Below are 20,837 nucleotides of genomic sequence, written 5' to 3' on the forward strand. Positions count from 1 at the left end.
GTTTGGGCACACTGATGTTCAGTACGCTCGATGACAGTTAGAGTGACGATATGCATAAAACTTTTGTTTATAAAAACAATAAAAATACTGTTTAGACTTTAAAAAAAAGCAACCTCTTATCAGGTTGCTTTTTTTGTGGGGTTTGTTTTTATTTTATTTGCGATATAGGATTATTGATAATAGCGATATAAGGTTGATTTATGAAATGGCAGACATGGTTTTCGATCGATTGGCAACAGCTGGTGGGTATATCTTTATCTGCTGTGGGGTTTTATGTGGGCTTGATGCTCTTTACTCGCTTGATGGGGCTGCGCAGTTTTTCAAAGATATCTAGCCACGACTTTGCTATGACGGTTGCTATCGGTAGTATTTTAGCTTCTACAGTGTTGTCTGATTCGCCGTCATTGCTGCAGGGTCTATTTGCTGTGGCGGTGTTATTTGTCATGCAAGGGCTGATTTCTATGATCAGACGTAAGGTTAAACCACTCAAATCGTTGATTGACAATAAAGCCATTATATTGATGGCCCACGGCGAGTATTTTGCAGACAATTTGGCCGAGGCAAATTTGAGTACCAGTGATGTGCAAGAAGTACTACGCAAAAATGGCCTAAAGTCCAAGACAGAAGTGTTTGCGGTGATTATGGAGACGACAGGAGACATGAGCGTTATCAAAAACAATGATGTCACGCCTGATTGGGCGTTGTTTGATGACATACGTGATAGCGAGTTGTTGATGAGACCGAGCCATCATGAGTCAAGCTAAGCTCAGGATGCTTTGAGGTGCAATGACGCACCAAACGCTGGTAAGGTAAGAAGTCATAACAAAGCCTTAAGTAAGCTGTATGCTGGCAATGCTATAACGAAGTGAAGAATAAAGCTTGGGGTCAAAAAAAGAAGAGGACATCAGGGGGAAATTGTGCGTTTATAAACTATTTATTATAGAGTGGTGACAAATTTATGACGCATTATTCACGGCGTTGTCTTGACCTTAGGCCTGTGCTCACGCAAGATACGTAGGTCTAATAATAGCGGCGGGCTTAGCCTTAGTGGATTTTATTAATAAGAAATATGCGACAAATATGCGTTTTGGTATTGTTTCATCTCTCTTAATTAACTACTATCTATTGACGCAGTATAAACCTTGAGTAGTATTTTGAACGACAGTTTGAATAACCATGAACCTTTGGTTCTGAACTGGCAATTTTTTAATTCATAACATTAATAAACGAGGAACGTATGAAAGCATTAGTAGCGGTCAAGCGTGTCATTGATTACAACGTAAAAGTTCGTGTAAAAGCTGATAACTCTGGCGTTGATTTATCAAACACCAAGATGTCAATCAACCCTTTTGATGAGATTGCAGTAGAAGAAGCAGTTCGTCTAAAAGAAGCTGGCGTCATTGACGAGATTATTGTTGCCTCTATTGGTCCTAAAGAGTCACAAGAGCAGATTCGTGCAGCCTTGGCACTGGGCGCAGATCGTGGTGTTTTAGTATTGACTGACGACAAGCCATACCCTCTACAAGTCGCTAAAATCCTAAAAAATATCGCCGAAAGCGAAAGCACCGATATCATTCTTTTGGGTAAACAAGCGATCGATGATGACAACAACCAAACAGGTCAGATGCTCGCAGCATTGATGGGTATCGGTCAGGGCACCTTTGCATCAGAAGTAAAAGTAGAAGGCGATAAAGTAAACGTCACTCGTGAAATTGATGGCGGCTTACAGACAGTTGCGCTTGATTTGCCAGCAGTCATTACCACTGACTTGCGCTTGAATGAGCCACGTTATGCCAAATTGCCAAACATCATGAAAGCGAAGAAAAAACCGCTTGATGAAAAAACGCCAGCTGATTTTGGTGTAGATATGGCATCTAAGCAAGAGATTATCAAAGTCGTACCACCTGCTGAACGCAAAGCTGGTATCACAGTGGGTTCTGTTGATGAGTTGGTCGATAAGCTAAAAAATGAAGCAAAAGTAATCTAATATCTCAATGATTGGATACTTCGCGGCGGCACATTGTGTACAAGGCTACGCCTATAAAGCTGCGTCTATAAAGATAAGTCATAGGGCTATATAGACCACGTTGTACACAAACCACTTCATGAATCGATGATACGAACAAATAAAGGATTAAAACAATGGCAATTTTGGTATATGCAGAACATGACAATGCCAGTCTAAAAAAGGCAACTTTGAACACCATCGCAGCAGCAAAACAAATGGGTGATGACGTTCATGTATTGGTCGCAGGTAGCGGCGCGCAAGCAGTCGCTGATGAAGCAGCAAAAGCTGAAGGCGTGACCAAAGTATTATTGGCAGACAACGCAGCATATGAACACCAACTAGCGGGTAATGTGGCACTATTGGTTGCTGATGTGGCTGGCGATTATAGCCATATCGTCGCTGCAGCGACCACCACTGGCAAAAACTTTATGCCACGTGTTGCCGCATTGCTAGATGTGAGCATGCTCTCTGAAGTCTCAGCAGTCGTAGATGCGCAAACCTTTGAGCGTCCTATCTATGCTGGTAACGCAACCGCTACCGTGAAGACATCAGAAGATAAAGTGGTCGTTACGGTTCGTACCACAGCGTTCGATCCAGTGGCTGCTGAAGGCGGCTCGGCGGCGGTTGAGACTATTGACAGTGTGCAAGAGACAGGCAAAGCAAGCTTTGTCAATGAAGAGATGGCGCAGTCTGACCGTCCTGAGCTGACGTCAGCGAGTATCGTTGTCTCTGGTGGCCGTGCATTGGCAAACGGTGAGAACTTCACCAAATATATCGAGCCATTAGCTGACAAGCTAGGCGCTGCGGTTGGTGCATCACGTGCTGCTGTGGATGCAGGCTATGTACCAAACGATATGCAGGTCGGTCAAACCGGTAAAATCGTTGCGCCGCAGCTATATATCGCAGCTGGTATCTCAGGTGCGATTCAGCATTTGGCCGGTATGAAAGACTCTAAAGTCATCGTGGCGATCAACAATGACCCAGAAGCCCCAATCGCTAGCGTTGCTGATTACTTCTTAGAAGCAGATTTGTTTGAAGCGCTTCCTGAGCTAACCAGCAAAATCTAAGCTTACATGACTAAGCGCTTATCTGTGTTTATACATAGTTAATGGTAAGTTAAAGGCCTTCGGTTTATTGGACCGGAGGCTTTTTTATGAGCGTCTTATCACAGATGCCAGAGACGATAATGTCGTGATGATTGGCTGATAACGTGCTATGTTATACGGCTGAGAGGCAACGACGGCAGTGATGACGCTGTCTATTAATGGCTTTATAAAGCAAAGGATTTATAAAACCCAAGCATCAATCAAGGAATGAGCAATCTAAAGGATTAGGAGATACCAATGAGTACAGCACTAAATACAGCAACAGCTTTGCCCCAAGAGTGGCAAGAGTGGGTGATGACCAATATCATGCGCGGCGTACAAACAGACGCCATCATCGACACCCTAAAAAACCATCGCTTTTCTGATGCTCAGATCAAAGCTGCGTTAAGCGACGAGCCAGAGCGGGCAGCAAATGAGAGCAAGCAGACCATACGCAAGCTGCCAAATAATTGGAAAGAGTGGGTCGCTAGCAACTTGCTTGCAGGAACGAGCAAGACGGGTATAGCTAAGACGCTGGCGCAACAAGGGTTTAGCAGCGCTGAGATTGCGCTAGAAATACAAACCGCGAGCAAAAGCCCTTATCTACGAGCAGCGGCAAAAACCGCTCAGACCCTCAAAAAACGTGAATGGCTACTTGCGACTTGTGACCACCTCGCGCGGTTAGATCCTGGTTATAATCAGCAGCTTGAGGTCATCGATACGCCAGCTTTCGAGGTGTTTGTTAAAAATTACTACAGTAAGCACAAACCCGTCGTGCTCCAAAACGGCATCGAGCATTGGCCAGCGCTCAAAAAATGGAGCCCGCGATACTTTGCTGAGGTCTTGGGCGCGGCTGAGATTCAAGTACAGTTTGACCGCGAAAGTGATGCGTTGTTTGAACGTCATTCTGATAAATACCGCAAATCGATGCGCATGTCTGAATTTGTCGATATGATAGAAAATGATGGTGAAAGCAACAATTATTATATGACTGCCAACAATACACAGCAAAATGTCGATGCCATTAGGCCTGCATTTGCCGATATTGGAGACTTTGGGGACGGCTATCGTCAGCTTTTGGCTGATGATCCAGCCTTTAGCACGTATTTTTGGATGGGACCAAAAGGCACTTTTACGCCGTTACATCATGATTTGACCAATAACATGCTGGTGCAAATCTATGGCCGCAAAAAAGTCACCTTGATTCCAGCGTGGCAGGTGCCGTGGATGTACAACGATTTGCATGTCTATAGTGAAGTGGACTTTCCCAATGTGGATCTAAAAACTCACCCGCTAATGCAGCATGTCACGCCTGTTGAGGTGACGATTGCGGCAGGCGATGCGTTGTTTATTCCGATTGGATGGTGGCACTGCGTGGAAGGATTGGATAAGTCCATTAGTATCAGCTTTACCAATTTCAATGCACCAAACAGCTATGCAGAAGGCTTTAAAAAAGCACAGGGCTGAGCGGCATCATAAAGGTTTTTCGGTTTTGTACCTTTAACGAAAAAGGCCTGATAACTTACTGCGTTATCAGGCCTTTTTATGCGTATCTCGAAAGCTGAGGCACGCGTTTTAGCACAAAGACAGATGCGCTAAAGGGTAGCGTATTTTCGTTGGCGCAATGTCTCATATAGACATAGTGAGCCTGCGATGGCGACGTTGAGGCTTTCTTGACCATTGGGCTGTGGTAGGGCAATGGGCGTGGCGCATTGCATCAGCTCGGCAGACACCCCTTGGCCCTCATGACCCATAATCCAAGCAATAGGCTGGGTCAAATCGTGCTGATAGATAAGCGTATCAGTGTGGGAACTGGTGGCAAATAACGGCGCTTGTACATGATCTAAAATGTCTTGAATACTTAAGCCTTCATAGATATTTAGGGCAAACTGAGCACCCATACCTGCTCGTAAGGTCTTAGGCGACCAAGCCTGCGCCGTCGCGCTGGTGCATAAAATATGAGGGATACCAACGGCCGCCGCTGTGCGTAGCAAGGTGCCCACATTGCCGCTGTCTTGTACGTCATTGAGGATCAAACAATCCTCTGCAAGCATCGGTAAGCTGGGCGTGGGTATGGTAATCAGTGCCATGATATCGATACCCGTACCGAGACTACGAATACTCTCGTACAGCGAGTCTGATAGCGTTGTGATCGGCGTATGACTTGGTAGGCGCGTCAATAGTTGTCCAACCTCAGGATGCGTATGTGCTGATTCAGACAGCAAGATTTGGGCAAATGGATAATCACTACGCAAGGCGGCATCAATTAAATGTACGCCTTCGAGCACGGTCTGGCTGTGTTTTTTGCGCTGGCGGGCTTGCGTCAACAAACCTTTGACCAGCTTGACGGTATTATTCTTATCTGAGGTAATCAGCTCGGTGGGGTTTGCTACCATAATAGATCGCTTAGAGAAAAATATAAGTGGGGCAATCAGGATAAGGCGCGATTAAACAACATAAGCGTTATCCTGATTGCGATAAACCGATGGGTCAATCTTATGAGTGAGCGTGCTGTACGTGCAAGTCTTTGACATAGTTGACTTCGTTTTTACTGCCTAATACCACGGGCACACGCTGGTGAATATCAGTTGGCTCGATGTCTAAAATACGGTTGATGGCATCTGTCGCCGCGCCGCCCGCCCGCTCAATCAGCAAGCTCATCGGATTGGCCTCATACATCAAACGCAGCTTACCTGCTTTGTTAGGGTATTTGGTGTCGAACGGATAAGTAAAGAGACCACCGCGGCATAAAATGCGATGAACATCGCCGACCATTGCAGCGACCCAGCGCGTATTAAAATCACGGCCGCGAACGCCCGTCTTGCCCGCGATAAGCTCATCGATATATTGCTGCATCGGCGCCAGCCAGTAGCGATAGTTGGAAGCATTAATAGCATATTCGCTGGTATCGGCGGCGATTTGCACATGGTCATTGATAAGGATATAGTCGCCACTGTCTGGGTCTAGGCTAAACATAACCACATTATCGTCGATGGTCAGTGCCAGTACCGTAGAGGTACCATATAGCAAGTAACCTGCTGCTAGCTGCTGATTGCCCGCTTGCAAAAAGTCACTGTTTTCGCTGTTTTGACCTTGGCGCTCATACGGTAAGATAGAAAAAATGGTGCCGACCGCCATGTTGATGTCGATGTTTGATGAGCCGTCGAGCGGGTCAAACAACACCAATAAGCTACCATCTGCATTGGCAGGGGTGGCATCATCTAACTCTTCTGAGGCGACGCCTGCGCAGTGAGTGTTTTTTGCTAAGGCGTCCAGCAGTAAGTCATTGGCCAGCACGTCTAGCTTTTTTTGCTCTTCGCCTTGGACGTTCTGATTGCCCGCTTCGCCCAAGATATCGGCGAGCGCGCCTTTTTTGAGCAGCCCAGAGATGGTCTTGCCCACCTCCGTCACGGTGGTGATTACGTTGCTAAGCGCAGGGTCTTTAGCATGCGCGTCTAGATAATTTGCTAAGGTGCTCATAAGGCTTCCTGATAAGTTATATAAAGAGATAAAATAAAAAACGGATCATGATAAAAAGATGTCGTGGCCATCGCTCAACGGCTAAGCAAATTTTGAAATAGCTGATAGCGCGTCTTTGTCCTGACCACAAAATCAGCTACACTATGTGTATTGTTAATGATTTATGGTTTGACTCGGCGGCGTCCTGAAGGCGACAAGATATCTCACCGATAAGACGCTTGTGTCATTAGGGTAAATTGTAGCAAATAAGCGCTAAAAAGTCCCCGTGTCTGCCCATGCCAGCACCAAATGATCAAATAAAAGCCAATAAAGACTGACGGGCTGTGTATTATGGTCGTATCTTATACAGTCCCTCATATAGCCTCATATCAACTCACAATAAAGACGTGCCCTTATGCCAAACTCTATCGATAATCCCTTAACGCAGTCGGTCTCACCCACTGATTATGCCAAGTTTGATCCCAATACCATTCATCAAAGGCTCAATAGCTCATTGAGCCGTCCGCAGCTCAATGCAGACAGTAGTATTCGTCACTTTTTGGGCGTAGAGGGACTCAATAAGGCTCAGCTGCAAGCAATCATCGCCAAAGCAGAGACTTTTTTTGACGAAAATGGGCAACTGATTAACCGTCCTGAGCTTGAAGGCTATACGGTGATGAACTTGTTTTTTGAACCATCGACGCGTACCCGTACAACCTTTGAGGTGGCTGAAAAACGTCTTGGTGCCAATGTGCTCAATATCGATATCGAACGCTCCAGTACCAAAAAGGGCGAGAGCCTACGCGATACGTTGTGGAATCTGCAAGCCATGACCGCAGATATCTTTGTGGTGCGTCATTCGGCCTCGGGTGCAGCGCACTTTATGGCGACAGAGGTGACGCCTGATATCGCTATCATCAATGGTGGGGATGGCTGGCATGCGCATCCGACTCAAGGTATGCTCGATATGTTGACGATTCACCGCGAAGCACCGCGGCCGTTTGAGGCGCTATCAGTAGCCATTATTGGTGATATCAAACACTCTCGGGTAGCTCGCTCGGACATCAGTGCGCTGCAGACCTTAGGCGTAAAAGACATTCGTGTCTGCGCGCCGCGTACCCTGCTGCCCAAAGGTATTGAGCGGTATGGTGTCAAGGTCTATGAAGACATGAATGCGTGCGTCAGTGATTGTGATGTCATCATGGGCTTGAGAATCCAAAATGAGCGTATTGGCTCGCCGCTACTGGCATCATCTAGCGAGTACTACAAACATTATGGCATCACTCCAGAGCGGGTGGCATTGGCCAAGCCTGATGCCCTCGTCATGCACCCAGGGCCGATGAACCGCGGAGTAGAGATTGCCTCAAGCGTGGCTGATGGCGCTCAGTCGGTCATCTTAAAACAGGTGAATAATGGTATTGCGATTCGTATGGCGGTGTTGGCATTGGCCATGGAAGGTCAGCGCGCCCATCAGACGTCTCGCCTATAAAGCCCAAACGACTATTTTACTTTTTTTTATTTTTATTTTATCGATACGGTAATAACGCTCATGTCTACTACACTCAATACAGATGCGCCGATATTTGACCACCTGCCGGCTGCCATCAAACAATCATTACCAAGCACCGTCTATGACAGGCTCGCAAGCTTAGAGGCGGGGCGCGAGATGTGGCTGCTCCCACCATTGGTCGACCTGTGCGCGCGTTTGCGCGAGCCAGGTCAGCAGCAGCATGGCACCTTACAGTCAGAAGGGTCAGCGGCGCGTGGCAATGGGTTTTTGCATGTGGTCATTCCGCCCGACACGACCCCCATTTTAGAAAACGGCTCATTATTAAAAGGCCTACGTGAGCGTGCGCTGAGCGATGGCGGCATTCATTTGCATATTTTAGGCGCATTGACAGCAGGTCTAGAAGGTGAGCGCCCCTCTAACATCGCTGGCCTAAAAAAAGGCGGCTGCATCGCGGTTTCTAATGCGCGCAGACCTTTTAGCAACGATCTGGTGCTGCTACGCACGCTTGAGTACGCGGCCACGTTTGGTATGAAGGTGTTCTTTTATCCCAATGAGCCAAGTCTGGCGGGAGAAGGGGTGGCGCATGAGGGCTATATCGCATCTTATCATGGCTTACAAGGTATCCCGTGGATCGCTGAGACAGTGGCTTTGTCTACGCAGCTGCTGATGGTGGAAGAAACAGGCATTGCCGCCCACTTTAGCCAGCTGTCTTGCAAGTCTTCGATTGAGCTGATGCGCTGGGCAAAAGATAAGGGCTTGCCTGTCACGTGTGATGTGGCCATGCATCAGCTGTATTTGACCGATGATAATTTGGAAGGTTTTAACGCCCAAGCGTATGTGCTGCCACCGCTGCGTAGTAATACCGATCAGCAAGCCATCCGCCGTGGCCTAAAAGACGGGACCATCGATGCCATCTGTAGCCATCATGAGCCACTCAATAGCACCGCCAAAAAAGCCCCGTTTGCTGAGAGCACCCCTGGTATCTCAAACTTTGATACTTTTATGGCGCTGGCTTGTCAGTTGGTACACGATGAGGTCTTAACGCTCGAGCAACTGGTAGATAAAGTCTGTCTCAATCCGGCCAAAATCGCCGGCATCAGTGAGAAATATGAGCACATCGGTGGCGCGGTATTGGTCGATCCTACACTAAAATGGCAAGTCACCAAGGAGTCTATGCTCTCAAACGGCAAAAACACGCCATTCTTTAACCAGCAGTTGCAAGGCCGCGTCGTGGAGACTTTCTTTGGCTAATCTGCCTCGATCAGATGATCGTTTGCCGCCATCTGTCGAGGATAGCTCTTCTCATGCGCCCCACCGATTACACAAGCCGGCGAGCACCGCCAGTGAATCTATCAAAGCGGTGGCCATCTATGAGGTGGTCAAAGGGACGGGGGCTATTCTTGGCGCTGGGGCGTTATGGTCATGGAATGCAAGCCTTGAGTACTGGCTAAGCCATGCAAATGACGCTTGGCAGCAAAGCTTCGGTCAGCTGCTAGCGCCGCAGATCGAAAGTGCGGTGCGCATTGCCCAGCAGGCCAGTAAAAACTGGCCCGTGTTTTTGCTACTGATCGTTGCGTACGCCAGCTTGCGTTTTTTGGAGGCGTATGGCTTGTGGCAAGATAAGACATGGGCGTATTGGTTTGGTGTGCTGGGCTATGGCATATTTATACCTATCGAGATTTACTATTTGCTAGCTCACCCGTTTGATTGGTTTAAGCTTGCGATACTGCTCTCAAATATCGTTATCGTGTTTGTGGTTTATCGCAATATGAAACGAAAGGGGTTGATATAACGATTTTATTTGGCCCATCAACTCAGTAGTACCGTCAAACATAGTCGAGTCCAAATAAATCAGATACATGGCTATCAAGTCGCTCAATGAAACGTTGTTTTTCTTGCGTGCTGTGCCTACGCCGACAGAGATTAGGAAAAACAACGTTTCCTCTCAAGGTATCGTTTTTATATCGGATTGACTGGGCAGCAGGCCGGCATAGCAATAAATGCTTATGCTGGTCTTTTTTTATGGTGATAATAGAGGGCCAAACGACTTTTAAACGAATTATAGCGTGGCGGCCTGTTTATCAGGTGCAATGCTTTTTGCGACCTTACCAACGCTCAAGCCTTGTACCAAGATAGAGAAGATAACCACCGCATACGTGAGCGCCAGTAAAATATCACGCTCTGCGCCCGTTGGTAGCTGCAGCACCAGCGCCACCGAGATGCCGCCGCGCAGTCCGCCCCATGTCAGTACTTTCCACGCCCCAGTTGGCAAGTCAAGCTGCCGCTGAAGGGTCTTGGTGGTCATACCGACAACGATAAAACGGGCAAGCAAGGCAATAACAATCGTCAAACCTGCAGCGATAAACAGATTGCCAGAATATGCAATCATCACCACCTCAAGCCCAATTAAGACAAATAAAATCGCATTGAGAATCTCATCGATCAGCTCCCAAAATAGGTCGATATAGTGTCTTGTTTTGTCACTCATCGCCAGTGCTCGTCCGCGATTACCGACCATCAGCCCCATCATGACCATGGCCAGTGGCCCTGAGAGATGCCAATGACTGGCCAGCGCATAGCCGCCGATCACCCCCGCCAGCGTCAATAGCACCTCTTCTTGATAACTATCAATGCTCTTTAGCATATAGTACAAAATCGCCCCGAGCACCAGACCAAACACAATGCCGCCGCCTGCCTCAACGGCCAAGGTATGGGCCACATAGTTGGCTGTTGGGATATCGCCGCTGGACAAAATACCAAGTAGCAGGACAAAAATAACGACGCCGATACCATCATTAAACAATGACTCGCCTGCGATGACGGTCTCTAAGCTTTTTGGGGCGCCAGCGGATGATAAGATGCCCATCACCGCGATAGGGTCGGTCGGCGAGATTAAAGCGCCAAACAACAAACACCAAAGAAACGGCAAGCCAAATCCAAAGAAGGGCAACATAAGGTAGAGCGCAGTGGCGATTAGCAGGGCCGAAACTAGGGTACCCACGCAGGCGAGAATACCAATGGGCAGTCGATAGCGTTTTAAGTCACCGATATTGACATGCAGCGCCCCTGCAAATAAAAGCATCGAGAGCATACCGTCCAATAGCACCTCGGTAAAATCTAGCTGCTCTAGTAAGCTCACTTCATAATCAATGAGCTGGTCGAACCCCAAAAAACCCAAAAAAATCGCACCGATAGATAGGACAATCGAGATGACCATGACTCCAATGGTCGTGGGCAGACCGATAAAGCGATGATTGACATAGGTCAGCAGGGCAGTAATCGATAAAAAGATAGCGCTGATTTCAAGTATGGTCAGGCTGGTTGCAGATGCCATAAAACAGGTCTCTTAGGAGTGATAAGTAGTAAAAGTAATCAGTACAAATTATTTAGCGTGCGCCTGCAGACTTTGGCGAATGCTGGCGGCAAAGTCGCTGACATAGTGAAAGTGTTGGTGCTGCGAGTTTTTATCAATAATAAAGGCTTTGGCTTGCTGGCACATCGCGCTTACGTCATCGATAAGCTCTTGGTAGCTTAGGTTTTCTTCTCCTGCGCGCTCAATCAGCTGTAGCTCATGCAGCAAGGTCTGCTGCTGTGCTTGATTGATACAGGCATAGTTGAGATTGACCATCGCTTGACACAGCGCCTTTAGAACCATGGCATCAGCTGCGGCATAGCGCCGAATCTCTCCAAGTGAGGTATTGATGAATTCTGATATTTTGGGCGTATAAGTCACCACGGCCAAGATAGCCACGCGCTGCTGCGCCACCACTTGTTTTGGTATGGCAGTATGCGGCGGTTTGTCACGGTGCTCGGCAGGTATATAAAAATGATAGGGGCTGGGCGGCTGACGACGTATCATAATGCTCAGGCAACTGGTGAGCGATTGTACGCAGTTGACGGCTGTTTTTGGGTCATTGATACCAGGTGAGAGGGCGCGCACCGCAATCTCGGTCATCTGCCCCAGACTATAGGCAATATCATTGGAGTGTGCCAGTCGCTGCTCGATACGAATACAACCGGCAAAGCGCTGCCAAAACATACCATCAGGGGCACGTGGTACCACGGCTAACTGCGGCGTTGCGGTTTTTTGCCTATTATTGGGATGGTCTGTCGGACGTTGATAAAAATGCCCAATGACGTTTTTGTCAGTGACATAATCACCGAGGTTACTTTGTAGATGCACCACGCCGCCATACTCTTGAGTCAGGGTGATTAATGACTCCAGATAAATGTGCTGCAGGTAGCCGGATTGCGGCGGATAAATCGGCGTTGCCTGCCACTGGCGAAACTGCTCGACATCGTGCTGCTCGACATCGCACTGATGCTGAATATCACAATAATCGCCATACCAGTAGTGAATATTATTAATGGCATCGTTGCTGGCGTTTTGAATGACGTGCGAGGCCTGAATAGCGTGGACCATATGCTGGACAAAATAGACCAATAAAAGCGCACAGATGATCGCCATGATAATGCCAAAGGTCACCGCCAATTGCGGTACGCCAAAGGCCACATCATACTTATGAATCGACTTGAGTACCAACAAGCTATAGCTAAAGGTGCCAATAAACGCCCCTAAGACAAACTGATTTGGTGTGTCTGTCAAAAAGTTGCGTAATAGCCGTGGGCCAAACTGGGAGGAGGCCATCGAAAGGACAGCGATGGTAATTGAGAACGTCGTACCAGCAACGCCCAATACAGCGCCAGCAATCGAGGTCATGATGGCCCGCGCCGCATCGTCATCACCCGTAAAAGCAAAAGTAATCTCTCGAACGGTCTCGCGGTCAAAATGCTGATCTATCGTCACCAATACTGGCGCCAGTAAGATGCCAGCGATGACGCAAGCAGTTGGAATAAACCAATAAGAGCCGATCAACTCCTGCCACAAGTTTCTTAAACGGTCGGGCAGGTCAGTCAATGTCTGTAACGACCAAAGCTGCGAAAATGCCTTCATCCTCTGCAGTGAAAACATGAGTAGTCGTTTAAAAAAGCCATTTTCAGGGTGTTTGTCCAATGTTCGCGCTCCAAAAATGACTGACGAGATCGTATACAATGAATCTATTTTAAAACAGGTACCGTCCTACAGGGATTCATTGTTCTTGCGTGCTGCGTCTACGCCCTATAGCCGGTTCAAAATAAAATGGTGATAAGTTTAAGCGTGCCGCTAGGGTAATCTTTTGACTATTCATTACCTTATCATATAAATAATAACGATGAAAAACTTAGTCAAAATAAGCCCCTATCATAGGAGCTTATTTTTATCATTATTGTGTATTATCAATTAGCTGATTAGACTATAAAACCAAGTACTTATCGCGTTGCTTACTTTTGCTAGCGTAGAAGGTTGCTGATGATTACTATTGGCGCTTGCCAACTGCATTTGCATGGTGTCTGTCGTCACTGCTTGTTTTTGCATACTATCTACTATCAGTGGTAGATTTTTGCCAGCGCTAGATAATATCAAACTCGAGTTTTGCGTGAGCATCGTCCATCTTTGGTTGCCGCCACCTGTACAGCTATAGCGAATGAGTCGAGCGCGATTATTACTCATATAGCCATTTTCTAAGTCAAAGCATTGATTGCCTTGCTTGATGGCGTTGGCGGATACATCCATTTGCCAAACTTGCGAGCTTGCTTGATCATCACAAGGGGCTAGGTTAATGACATTGCCACCTTGCGGCATTAGGCACTGATCTGGTGCCATTTTATTGTGGATACGACCTTTGCTGTCTTGAATCCATTGCTCAGAGTCATCTCCTGTGCAAGCACTTGGTCCGCTGATAAAGGCATTGAGCTTACCATCTTCTAATGTCTCGACCTTAAGACAGTTGTTACCATTCATGAGTGGGCTGACATTTGCTAAAGGCTGATCATCTTGCAGTTCTAATTCGTTGACAAACTTATGAAAGGCAGTGATGACCTCCGGCCCGCCATCGATTAAATCATCACGATAAACATCGACCCAACGATTTAGGCGATGCATGGTCTGTTGTTGCTGCTCATAACGCTCGAGTACCTGAAAGGCAAGCGGGCTAAGCGCTTGACTGAGTGCATCACGATCATCTTTATAAGAGTGGTAGATCAGCTCACCCTCGGCGTCCAAATTGATAGTCGAGTTGGCCGATTGATCGATAAGTTGTTGTTCTAATAGTGGTAATTCGATTTTTCTTAAGGCGCTAAAGCCATGCTCTTTACCAAAAGTAACGGCTGGCTTAATGGGGTCGCTATAGGGACCAATAGCGGTTGATGATAATAATACCTGTGCTTCGTTGGCTTTTTTACAATACAAATCGACTTTGTTAGGGTTTTCAGAAATCGCTAAATTGACGTGAAATTTATTGGCATTGCTATTGCCCTTCATGCGATGAGGGGCAAGGGCGATGTTATTGACCATATTATTACTATAAGTGACGGTCAGCCAGCAGTTAGCGACGTCAGCTGAAGTATTCGCCGCCGGTAAATCAAAGACGTTACCCCAGTTACCTCGTGCTGCCGGATAGATAATACCCTTTTGGGTGACAGGGTCATAGCCGCCTAAAATAGTATAAACAGGCACGCCTTGCAAACGCGGTCTTAAATAGTTGCCATCGGCGCTGTTGTACCAAACATTATTAGATCGTGGTACTTTTGGTTGTGCGATCTGCATTCTTTGACGCTCAGCATCCCATTTTTTATAGCCCGTCGGTGAGTCACTGGCAAACATATAACGATCAAGTGCTGGCTGGATTTTGGTTTTTGTACTATAGCCGGTGTAATGAGTATAGCGCGAGATGTCACTGTTATTAGAGCCACCAGACATGGCGTCACGACCATAGCTGTATTGACCTAAGAAAGTAGGTGAGTCTTCAGTACCGGCACCGATGTCTTTTCGCCACCATTCAAAGTTACCCCGCATTCTATTTCTAAGGGGCATGTAACCCCAACCACTATCGGCATGGTGCTCTGACCAGAATTTTTTATCACCAACTTTACCTGGATAATGCCCCAATCCATAATGATGGCCAATTTCATGACTAAACTCATTACCGACCGAGTCAATCAAAGTCAGCATACCATTGCCACCGCTCAAGCCATGGTTGAATGTACCGTTGGCGTATTTGCCACGGGCATGGTGTGCATTGACATTTTGGGTGAGCTGCGGCTGCTCTTGGCTTAACATCGATGCGCTAGTGATGCCCCAGTTGGCAAGGTTAATACCGACGCCAAAGGTTGATTTGCCCGTGTTTTCGCGCATATCACCCCTGTATACGCTGCCATCTGAGCTGCTACCTGAAGCTGTATCATAAATAGTACCGTTCGCTACCATCACCCGATCAAGCACGACGTCATCGTATTTAGCGACAGTCATCTTTGCTGCTGGAATGGTCTGGAAATAATCTGCGCCCGCCTTTTCTGGCTGTAGCAGCATATAATGACCATTGTTGTTTACAGTCACTGGGCTCAAAAGACCAAGACGGATATTGGTTAAGACCAGCTCGCCTGGCGCCGCAAAGTCTATTTTATTCTCTAGTAATTCACCGCTACGATTTTGTTCATCGACAATGCGAATCTTAAGGCCGCTTTGTACTTCATTCCAGTTGAGTTTGGTTGACCAAGCGCGCTTACTATAGGCGACCCGTGGTCTATCATCGCTGTTGTTTTGGTCAGACGGTGGGATTTGAGTCGGGTCGTCTAAATTGACCCTGCGTAATAACAGACCATCTTGATAAATCTCAGCAACCAGTTGATTGACTGCTCCCATCTCAAGCGTAGGCGTAACCAGTAATAAGGCCTCTTTTTCTGCAGTTAGGCGTGGCATGTTTTTTGCTTCGTTGCCCTGAGGATCTACCGTATGATTCTGCCCAAATTGAATCATAGCTTGGAAAGAACCTAGTAAATCAGAACGGATCTCTCGTGTTTCACCGGCACCGTCATAGTCAAAGAAGCCTAATTGATAATAATCAGCACGGTCTTTTTGTGGTTCTGGATATTTGATTGGCGTACTCGGCTCAAGCGGTGTTAATGGTTCGCTAGGTTTGATTGGCGTACTCGGCTCAAGCGGCGTTAATGGCTCACTAGGTTTGATTGGCGTACTTGGCTCAAGCGGCGTTAATGGCTCACTAGGTTTAATTGGCGCGCTCGGCTCCAGCGGCGTTAATGGCTCACTAGGTTTGATCGGCGTACTCGGCTCAAGTGGCGTTAATGGCTCACTAGGTTTGATTGGCGTGCTCGGCTCAAGTGGTGTCAGCGGCTCACTTGTATCAGGTGGAACCACCACAGGCGGCTTATCAGATGGTGCAGGCTGTGTGTTGTCATCATTACCTTCACCGCATGCAGATAGCATTATAGAGATGATGCCGATACTTATGGTTTTTAATGGAAACGCTGTGCTATGTGTCAAAAGAATACCCCAACAAATGTGTTGCTGGGAATATAACAGCTATATGAATAAACTGTACTACATTTGTTTTTTTATTTCCAATTAGCTTTCTTTTATATATTTTAGCAAACTAATTTTTATTGTTAGAGCTGTGTTTAGGGTTGTCCGCTTCGGTGATGATTGTGCTTTTGTGTCCCCATCTGCTGGTTTGTGGAGACGGCGGCGTTTCTGGGTCTATAGGAATGATGATTTCATTATCATATGCATCACATTCAACCTTACTGTCCTTGTTATAAGCGGCTGGATCAAAGTGCGGGGTCGCTGTTGTATCAGTTGACTGTCGAGCTAAGCTGTTAGGAGCGGCTTGCGATGTTTTTCTAAATTCAGATTTTTTAAACAAAGGGTGTGGGGTGTTTTTATTCGTGCCTTTATCATCAGGGTTTTTGCGCGGTTGGGCGTTGGTAAAGATAACATTCAACGGCAAATCTAGCTGCTGCTTGGCATAGGCTTCTGTATGCTCAAATCGATCCACTAGGAGGCTGAGCCATGGCTTTTGCTCTTCTACTCTTATCTCATCGAGCTCGTCTTTGATCGGCAAAGGGTAGGGCAAAGTGCGATAAAAATCCCACAATGTCATCTTGCTCAAGTCTTTTTTGAGTACATAATCCTCATCTTCGGTCATGGTGATGAGGTTGCTGTCTTGGAGATAGTTGATATAGGTGTACCATTTGGGTAGCTCTTTGCGGCCCAACACATTGCGCAGGGCTTGCTCACTGACCGCTTCGCCTTTTAGATGATGGGTGTACACAAGGTTTAACATGTCGAGCAAGCTGAGCAGTGGATGGCGCGGGTAGACTTCTTCGGTCTCAAAAATGGTCAAGGTATAGCTGATCTCAACGCCTAACAAAATCAAATTCCAAGACAGGTATATCCATAACAAAAAGATAGGCAAGGCGGCAAAGGCTCCGTAAATGGCCTCATAGCTGGTAAAGTTTGCCATCACTGTACCAAACAGATGCTTCATCAGCTCAAAGATAATCGTCACAAAGACCCCAGCGATGGCTGCATTTTTTGCGGGCACACGGGCTTTGGGAATAAACCAATACATTCCTATAAAGCCGGCCATGGTAATACCAACCGACACCACTTGTACCCAAAACCCCCAATCAATACCGTAGCCTGCTATTTGGCGATTTAAAAAACTCAAGCTTTGTACCGTGCTCGAAGCGATAAACGCCGTACCCAGCACCATAGGCCCCAAGGTGACAATCGTCCAATAGCGCAGCAGACTCTTTATACCACCTGAGCGGCTCTCCACCCGCCAGATTTGATTAAAAGCACGCTCAATGGTGGTCAAGGTCATGATGGTGGTAAAAAACAGCACCATGGCGCCGATGATGGTAAGGTTCGATGATTTTTCAGCGAAGCTATTGATATACTCACTGACTTGCATGCTCGATTGCGGCAATAAGTTGCTATAAATTACCTCGTATATCTGCGCTCTGACGGATGCCAGTGCCGGTACAGAGGACAATATCATGAGCAAAACGGTCAATACAGGCACGATCGATAGCATGGTGGTATACGTAAGGGAGGCAGCTTTTTGTTGGCAGTTGTCTTCAAAAAAGTGCCGCGTCAAAAACCGTAAAAACTGGAACCAGCGCTGATGTAAAAATGGGAGTCTTTTGCTTAAGTTTTCCATAGTGACCGTTTAGCAAGAAGTAGAGAGACAATAGTGTAACAAAGATGCGTCGTTATCATCTGCCGTTTAATTGTGTCAAAATGCACAGCGGCTCAATGCACAGCGGCTCTTTAATAAGGCATCGCGTAACCGTAGCTGGAGTAGGTGATCGTAAAATAGTCGTCAGCTGGTTTGCATGTCGGTGAATGACTGGGGCATAATGAGCACATCATCGCATCGCCTATCGCGGGCGATATCGTTATTGATCGGTAAATAATGACACATAGATAATAATATCAATGATTTTATGAGGAAGGACGGTTAATGAGTCAGGCCAACCCTTACGTTTTGGTGCTTTATTATTCAAATTATGGCACGACAAAGACATTAGCATACGCCATCGCTCAAGGTATCGAAGAGGCTGGGATGACAGCGCGCATCCGTACAGTACCGACCGTCGCGCCTGAGACTACGGCCAGCAAACCTGCGATTCCTGATGAGGGCGATCTGTATTGCACCATGGACGATCTCAAAGACTGTAGCGGCCTTGCACTCGGTAGCCCCACGCACTTTGGCAATATGGCCGCGCCCATGAAGTACTTTTGGGACAGTACGGTCACGCTTTGGCTGGCGGGCAATCTACAAAACAAACCTGCCTCAGTATTTACGGCAACAGGTTCGATGCATGGTGGCCAAGAGTCCACATTGCTCACGATGATGTTGCCATTGATGCATCACGGTATGATCATCGTTGGGGTACCGTATGCTGAGCCTGCACTAAATCGGACGCATCGCGGCGGGACGCCTTATGGTGCCAGTCACGTGAGCGGTGCATTACATGACCAACCTGTAAATGATGATGAGCGCGAGTTAGGTATCGCTCAAGGTCGGCGTTTGGCGATTAGTGCCCGTGCATTGGCACAGGCCAATTGGCAACGATAAACGGCTTTTGTCTTCTACTATCTTTTATCTTCTACTATACTGTCAGTAGCCCCCAACTGTCGCTGCTGTGAATGAGGAAACCTGTATCTCTAATGGCTACCAACCGCTCTGATAGCGACACCCATAGCAACGCGCCAACTGTAGAGTCTGGGCGCGCGGCCACACCGCAAAAACCTATTACGCCCATGCGTCAGCGCTTGATGATGACGTGGCTGATTTGGTTGGTGTATAGACTGCTTGGGTTGCCCATCTTAATCAATGTGTTTAATGCCAGTCACCCTGATATTGTGGGCGGTATCGCATGGCAAGCACTATGGCTTTTGCCAGCTTTTATACTGACGCCATGGATCGTGCGCGGGCGCTCGCCTTATGCATTATTGGTCGGTAGTATGTTTACTCTAGTATATTTGGGCGCAAGTGGAGTGGTGCTGTTTACTCGCGCGTATGGCAGCAGCTGGGCGGAAATAGCGGTATATCTGTTTGATTTTGTATTGTTGTTTGCCATCAACATTTGGTTGTTTATTTTACTAAAACGCCTGCCGTCGATGAATAATGTCGTCAAGAAGCCGCGCTCTCGCTAGATTGGTTTTTACCTCTGCTGTTGGCATAAAAAATCTTAGATAACAAAAAGATTGGATAACAAAAAGCGGCACTCTCATGTAGAGTACCGCTTTTTTTATAAGGCTCGCTCAGCGTCAAGTGAGCGATAAGCTGAAACTTAATTGACCTTAGTCAGCTCTAGATCCATCTTTTTACCATCGTTAATCTGACTGACTTTTACGGGCAGATAATCCAAGCTTGGCGCTAACCAAAAACTGGTTGAGCGGTCATTGTCGTCATGAATACGGTCAACACGGACAGTATCAAAGGTACCGGCTGGTACCGTGACTTTGGTATTGCCCGATTTTTTAAATGGCGTTTTTTCTACCTTGTCTTTTTTGGCCATGTAGTAGTTACCAGAGAACTTACCGTTTAGTAAATCTTGACGAATTTGCACCTCAAGACTTAAGTCATCAAAGGCTTGCTGCGCCATATCCATGGTCATGGTTTTGCCTTTATAAGTACTGGTAACTTTTTTGCTGCTTGGGTTAAAGCTTAGCTTGTGCGTACGGCCGAGACCCAGCAGTTTATAAGTGGTGCTGGCCTGCGTTGGAATGACGTTGTTACCCTTGATGGTAAAGGTACTGCTTTGCGACGCATTGGCAACACCTGCCACCCGTGCTTTGACATTATATTTCCAAGTATTGCCCGATTTGCCTAGCGTACGGGTGGCAGTACCTTTGTATTTGTCTTCTACCGTAAAGCTATAATTGGCACTAGAGGGCTGGACGGTTTTGGCGCTAGCGAGGGTGGGTGCGGTCATACTCAAGGCTCCAATAGCAGCAATGCTCACACCTGTGGTGAAGGCGGACAATACTGTCGATTTGCTGCGGGCGGGGTTGTTAATGTTAGATTTAGATATAAAGCTCATGGATAGTCCTTAATACATTCTGTTTATCACTGTCTGTTTAAAACTGTCTGTTTAAAACTGCTTGAGCAGTGGTAAATTATTGCTATTATTATGATCTCAGAGACTATGATGGTCATACTCTGTTACACTTTCAAGGCAGGCACTCCCAAGTGACGTTTGCCTCTTGTAGCCAATGTTACTAGCCACGCGGTCGCCCTATCTGTACGTAACTTGCTGTAAAACCAGTAAAGCACAGCGCTGCCTACAAAGTTGCCCAATAAGGCTGCCTGACAGCTGATATACGAACAGGATAAAAAATTCTTGTAAATTTTTGGTTTTTACA

16 protein-coding genes are annotated in these 20,837 nt (G+C 47.0%); 9 read left to right on the top strand and 7 right to left on the bottom strand.

Annotation, left to right across the window (positions count from 1 at the left end):
• Window positions 1–200: 200 nt before the first annotated feature.
• The 4 genes from BTV99_RS10455 (at window position 201) to BTV99_RS10470 (ending at window position 4,560) form a co-directional block, all read left to right on the top strand.
• Window positions 201–764 (top strand): DUF421 domain-containing protein, encoded by a 564-nt coding sequence (locus BTV99_RS10455; RefSeq protein ID WP_075102300.1) that lies wholly within the window; start codon window positions 201–203, stop codon window positions 762–764.
• Window positions 765–1,237: 473 nt separating this feature from the next.
• Window positions 1,238–1,987 (top strand): electron transfer flavoprotein subunit beta/FixA family protein, encoded by a 750-nt coding sequence (locus BTV99_RS10460; RefSeq protein ID WP_075102301.1) that lies wholly within the window; start codon window positions 1,238–1,240, stop codon window positions 1,985–1,987.
• 155 nt (window positions 1,988–2,142) lie between these two features.
• Complete coding sequence (locus BTV99_RS10465; protein ID WP_075102302.1) at window positions 2,143–3,075, top strand: electron transfer flavoprotein subunit alpha/FixB family protein; 933 nt, start codon at window positions 2,143–2,145, stop codon at window positions 3,073–3,075.
• A gap of 276 nt (window positions 3,076–3,351) precedes the next feature.
• Window positions 3,352–4,560 carry a cupin-like domain-containing protein gene (locus tag BTV99_RS10470; protein ID WP_075102303.1) on the top strand — a complete coding sequence of 403 codons (1,209 nt, stop codon included), beginning with the start codon at window positions 3,352–3,354 and terminating at the stop codon, window positions 4,558–4,560.
• 128 nt (window positions 4,561–4,688) lie between these two features.
• Here BTV99_RS10470 and BTV99_RS10475 read toward each other — a convergent pair whose 3' ends face one another.
• Window positions 4,689–5,489 (bottom strand): RNA methyltransferase, encoded by an 801-nt coding sequence (locus BTV99_RS10475; protein ID WP_075102304.1) that lies wholly within the window; start codon window positions 5,487–5,489, stop codon window positions 4,689–4,691.
• A gap of 100 nt (window positions 5,490–5,589) precedes the next feature.
• Window positions 5,590–6,573 carry a class 1 fructose-bisphosphatase gene (locus tag BTV99_RS10480; protein WP_075102305.1) on the bottom strand — a complete coding sequence of 328 codons (984 nt, stop codon included), beginning with the start codon at window positions 6,571–6,573 and terminating at the stop codon, window positions 5,590–5,592.
• A gap of 394 nt (window positions 6,574–6,967) precedes the next feature.
• On the opposite strand from BTV99_RS10480, the gene BTV99_RS10485 reads away from it, so the two are divergent.
• The 3 genes from BTV99_RS10485 to BTV99_RS10495 are packed head-to-tail and all read left to right on the top strand — an operon-like array spanning window position 6,968 to window position 9,854.
• Window positions 6,968–8,041, top strand: a complete 1,074-nt coding sequence (locus tag BTV99_RS10485) for an aspartate carbamoyltransferase catalytic subunit (protein WP_075102306.1) — start codon at window positions 6,968–6,970, stop codon at window positions 8,039–8,041.
• A 60-nt stretch (window positions 8,042–8,101) separates the two neighbouring features.
• Window positions 8,102–9,313: a dihydroorotase gene (locus BTV99_RS10490; protein WP_372046633.1), complete on the top strand. Its 1,212-nt coding sequence runs from the start codon at window positions 8,102–8,104 to the stop codon at window positions 9,311–9,313.
• Window positions 9,306–9,854, top strand: a complete 549-nt coding sequence (locus tag BTV99_RS10495) for a DUF2127 domain-containing protein (RefSeq protein WP_075102307.1) — start codon at window positions 9,306–9,308, stop codon at window positions 9,852–9,854. Before BTV99_RS10490 ends, BTV99_RS10495 begins: the two co-directional genes overlap by 8 nt.
• Before the next feature lie 267 nt (window positions 9,855–10,121).
• On the opposite strand, the gene BTV99_RS10500 is transcribed toward BTV99_RS10495, so the two are convergent.
• From BTV99_RS10500 to BTV99_RS10520, 4 genes are all read right to left on the bottom strand, one after another.
• On the bottom strand, window positions 10,122–11,396 hold the full coding sequence (locus BTV99_RS10500; protein WP_075102308.1) for a sodium:proton antiporter: 1,275 nt from the start codon (window positions 11,394–11,396) through the stop codon (window positions 10,122–10,124).
• 48 nt (window positions 11,397–11,444) lie between these two features.
• On the bottom strand, window positions 11,445–13,034 hold the full coding sequence (locus tag BTV99_RS10505) for a DUF2254 domain-containing protein (RefSeq protein WP_083608620.1): 1,590 nt from the start codon (window positions 13,032–13,034) through the stop codon (window positions 11,445–11,447).
• A gap of 309 nt (window positions 13,035–13,343) precedes the next feature.
• The gene (locus BTV99_RS10510; RefSeq protein ID WP_083608621.1) at window positions 13,344–16,385 is read right to left on the bottom strand and encodes a M66 family metalloprotease; all 3,042 of its coding nucleotides are present in this window, start codon (window positions 16,383–16,385) and stop codon (window positions 13,344–13,346) included.
• Between the two features lie 166 nt (window positions 16,386–16,551).
• Window positions 16,552–18,123, bottom strand: a complete 1,572-nt coding sequence (locus BTV99_RS10520) for a YihY/virulence factor BrkB family protein (protein WP_075102312.1) — start codon at window positions 18,121–18,123, stop codon at window positions 16,552–16,554.
• 303 nt (window positions 18,124–18,426) lie between these two features.
• Between BTV99_RS10520 and wrbA the strand changes: the two genes are divergently transcribed.
• Entirely contained in the window at window positions 18,427–19,044 is a 618-nt protein-coding gene (wrbA, locus tag BTV99_RS10525) for an NAD(P)H:quinone oxidoreductase (RefSeq protein WP_075102313.1), read from the top strand.
• 92 nt (window positions 19,045–19,136) lie between these two features.
• Window positions 19,137–19,625: a hypothetical protein gene (locus tag BTV99_RS10530; protein WP_075102314.1), complete on the top strand. Its 489-nt coding sequence runs from the start codon at window positions 19,137–19,139 to the stop codon at window positions 19,623–19,625.
• A gap of 137 nt (window positions 19,626–19,762) precedes the next feature.
• On the opposite strand, the gene BTV99_RS10535 is transcribed toward BTV99_RS10530, so the two are convergent.
• Window positions 19,763–20,515 carry a DUF3108 domain-containing protein gene (locus BTV99_RS10535; protein ID WP_075102315.1) on the bottom strand — a complete coding sequence of 251 codons (753 nt, stop codon included), beginning with the start codon at window positions 20,513–20,515 and terminating at the stop codon, window positions 19,763–19,765.
• Window positions 20,516–20,837: the final 322 nt, after the last annotated feature.

The organism is Psychrobacter sp. Rd 27.2 (genome assembly GCF_001921755.1).
Classification (GTDB): domain Bacteria; phylum Pseudomonadota; class Gammaproteobacteria; order Pseudomonadales; family Moraxellaceae; genus Psychrobacter; species Psychrobacter celer.

Excerpts from the sequence above, each read along its gene's own strand:
- BTV99_RS10455 (WP_075102300.1), top strand. The coding sequence starts at position 201 with ATGAAATGGCAGACATGGTTTTCGATCGATTGGCAACAGCTGGTGGGT.
- BTV99_RS10460 (WP_075102301.1), top strand. The coding sequence starts at position 1,238 with ATGAAAGCATTAGTAGCGGTCAAGCGTGTCATTGATTACAACGTAAAA.
- BTV99_RS10465 (WP_075102302.1), top strand. The coding sequence starts at position 2,143 with ATGGCAATTTTGGTATATGCAGAACATGACAATGCCAGTCTAAAAAAG.
- BTV99_RS10470 (WP_075102303.1), top strand. The coding sequence starts at position 3,352 with ATGAGTACAGCACTAAATACAGCAACAGCTTTGCCCCAAGAGTGGCAA.
- BTV99_RS10475 (WP_075102304.1), bottom strand. The coding sequence starts at position 5,489 with ATGGTAGCAAACCCCACCGAGCTGATTACCTCAGATAAGAATAATACC.
- BTV99_RS10480 (WP_075102305.1), bottom strand. The coding sequence starts at position 6,573 with ATGAGCACCTTAGCAAATTATCTAGACGCGCATGCTAAAGACCCTGCG.
- BTV99_RS10485 (WP_075102306.1), top strand. The coding sequence starts at position 6,968 with ATGCCAAACTCTATCGATAATCCCTTAACGCAGTCGGTCTCACCCACT.
- BTV99_RS10490 (WP_372046633.1), top strand. The coding sequence starts at position 8,102 with ATGTCTACTACACTCAATACAGATGCGCCGATATTTGACCACCTGCCG.
- BTV99_RS10500 (WP_075102308.1), bottom strand. The coding sequence starts at position 11,396 with ATGGCATCTGCAACCAGCCTGACCATACTTGAAATCAGCGCTATCTTT.
- BTV99_RS10505 (WP_083608620.1), bottom strand. The coding sequence starts at position 13,034 with ATGTTTTCACTGCAGAGGATGAAGGCATTTTCGCAGCTTTGGTCGTTA.
- BTV99_RS10510 (WP_083608621.1), bottom strand. The coding sequence starts at position 16,385 with ATGCTATCTGCATGCGGTGAAGGTAATGATGACAACACACAGCCTGCA.
- BTV99_RS10520 (WP_075102312.1), bottom strand. The coding sequence starts at position 18,123 with ATGGAAAACTTAAGCAAAAGACTCCCATTTTTACATCAGCGCTGGTTC.
- wrbA (WP_075102313.1), top strand. The coding sequence starts at position 18,427 with ATGAGTCAGGCCAACCCTTACGTTTTGGTGCTTTATTATTCAAATTAT.
- BTV99_RS10530 (WP_075102314.1), top strand. The coding sequence starts at position 19,137 with ATGGCTACCAACCGCTCTGATAGCGACACCCATAGCAACGCGCCAACT.
- BTV99_RS10535 (WP_075102315.1), bottom strand. The coding sequence starts at position 20,515 with ATGAGCTTTATATCTAAATCTAACATTAACAACCCCGCCCGCAGCAAA.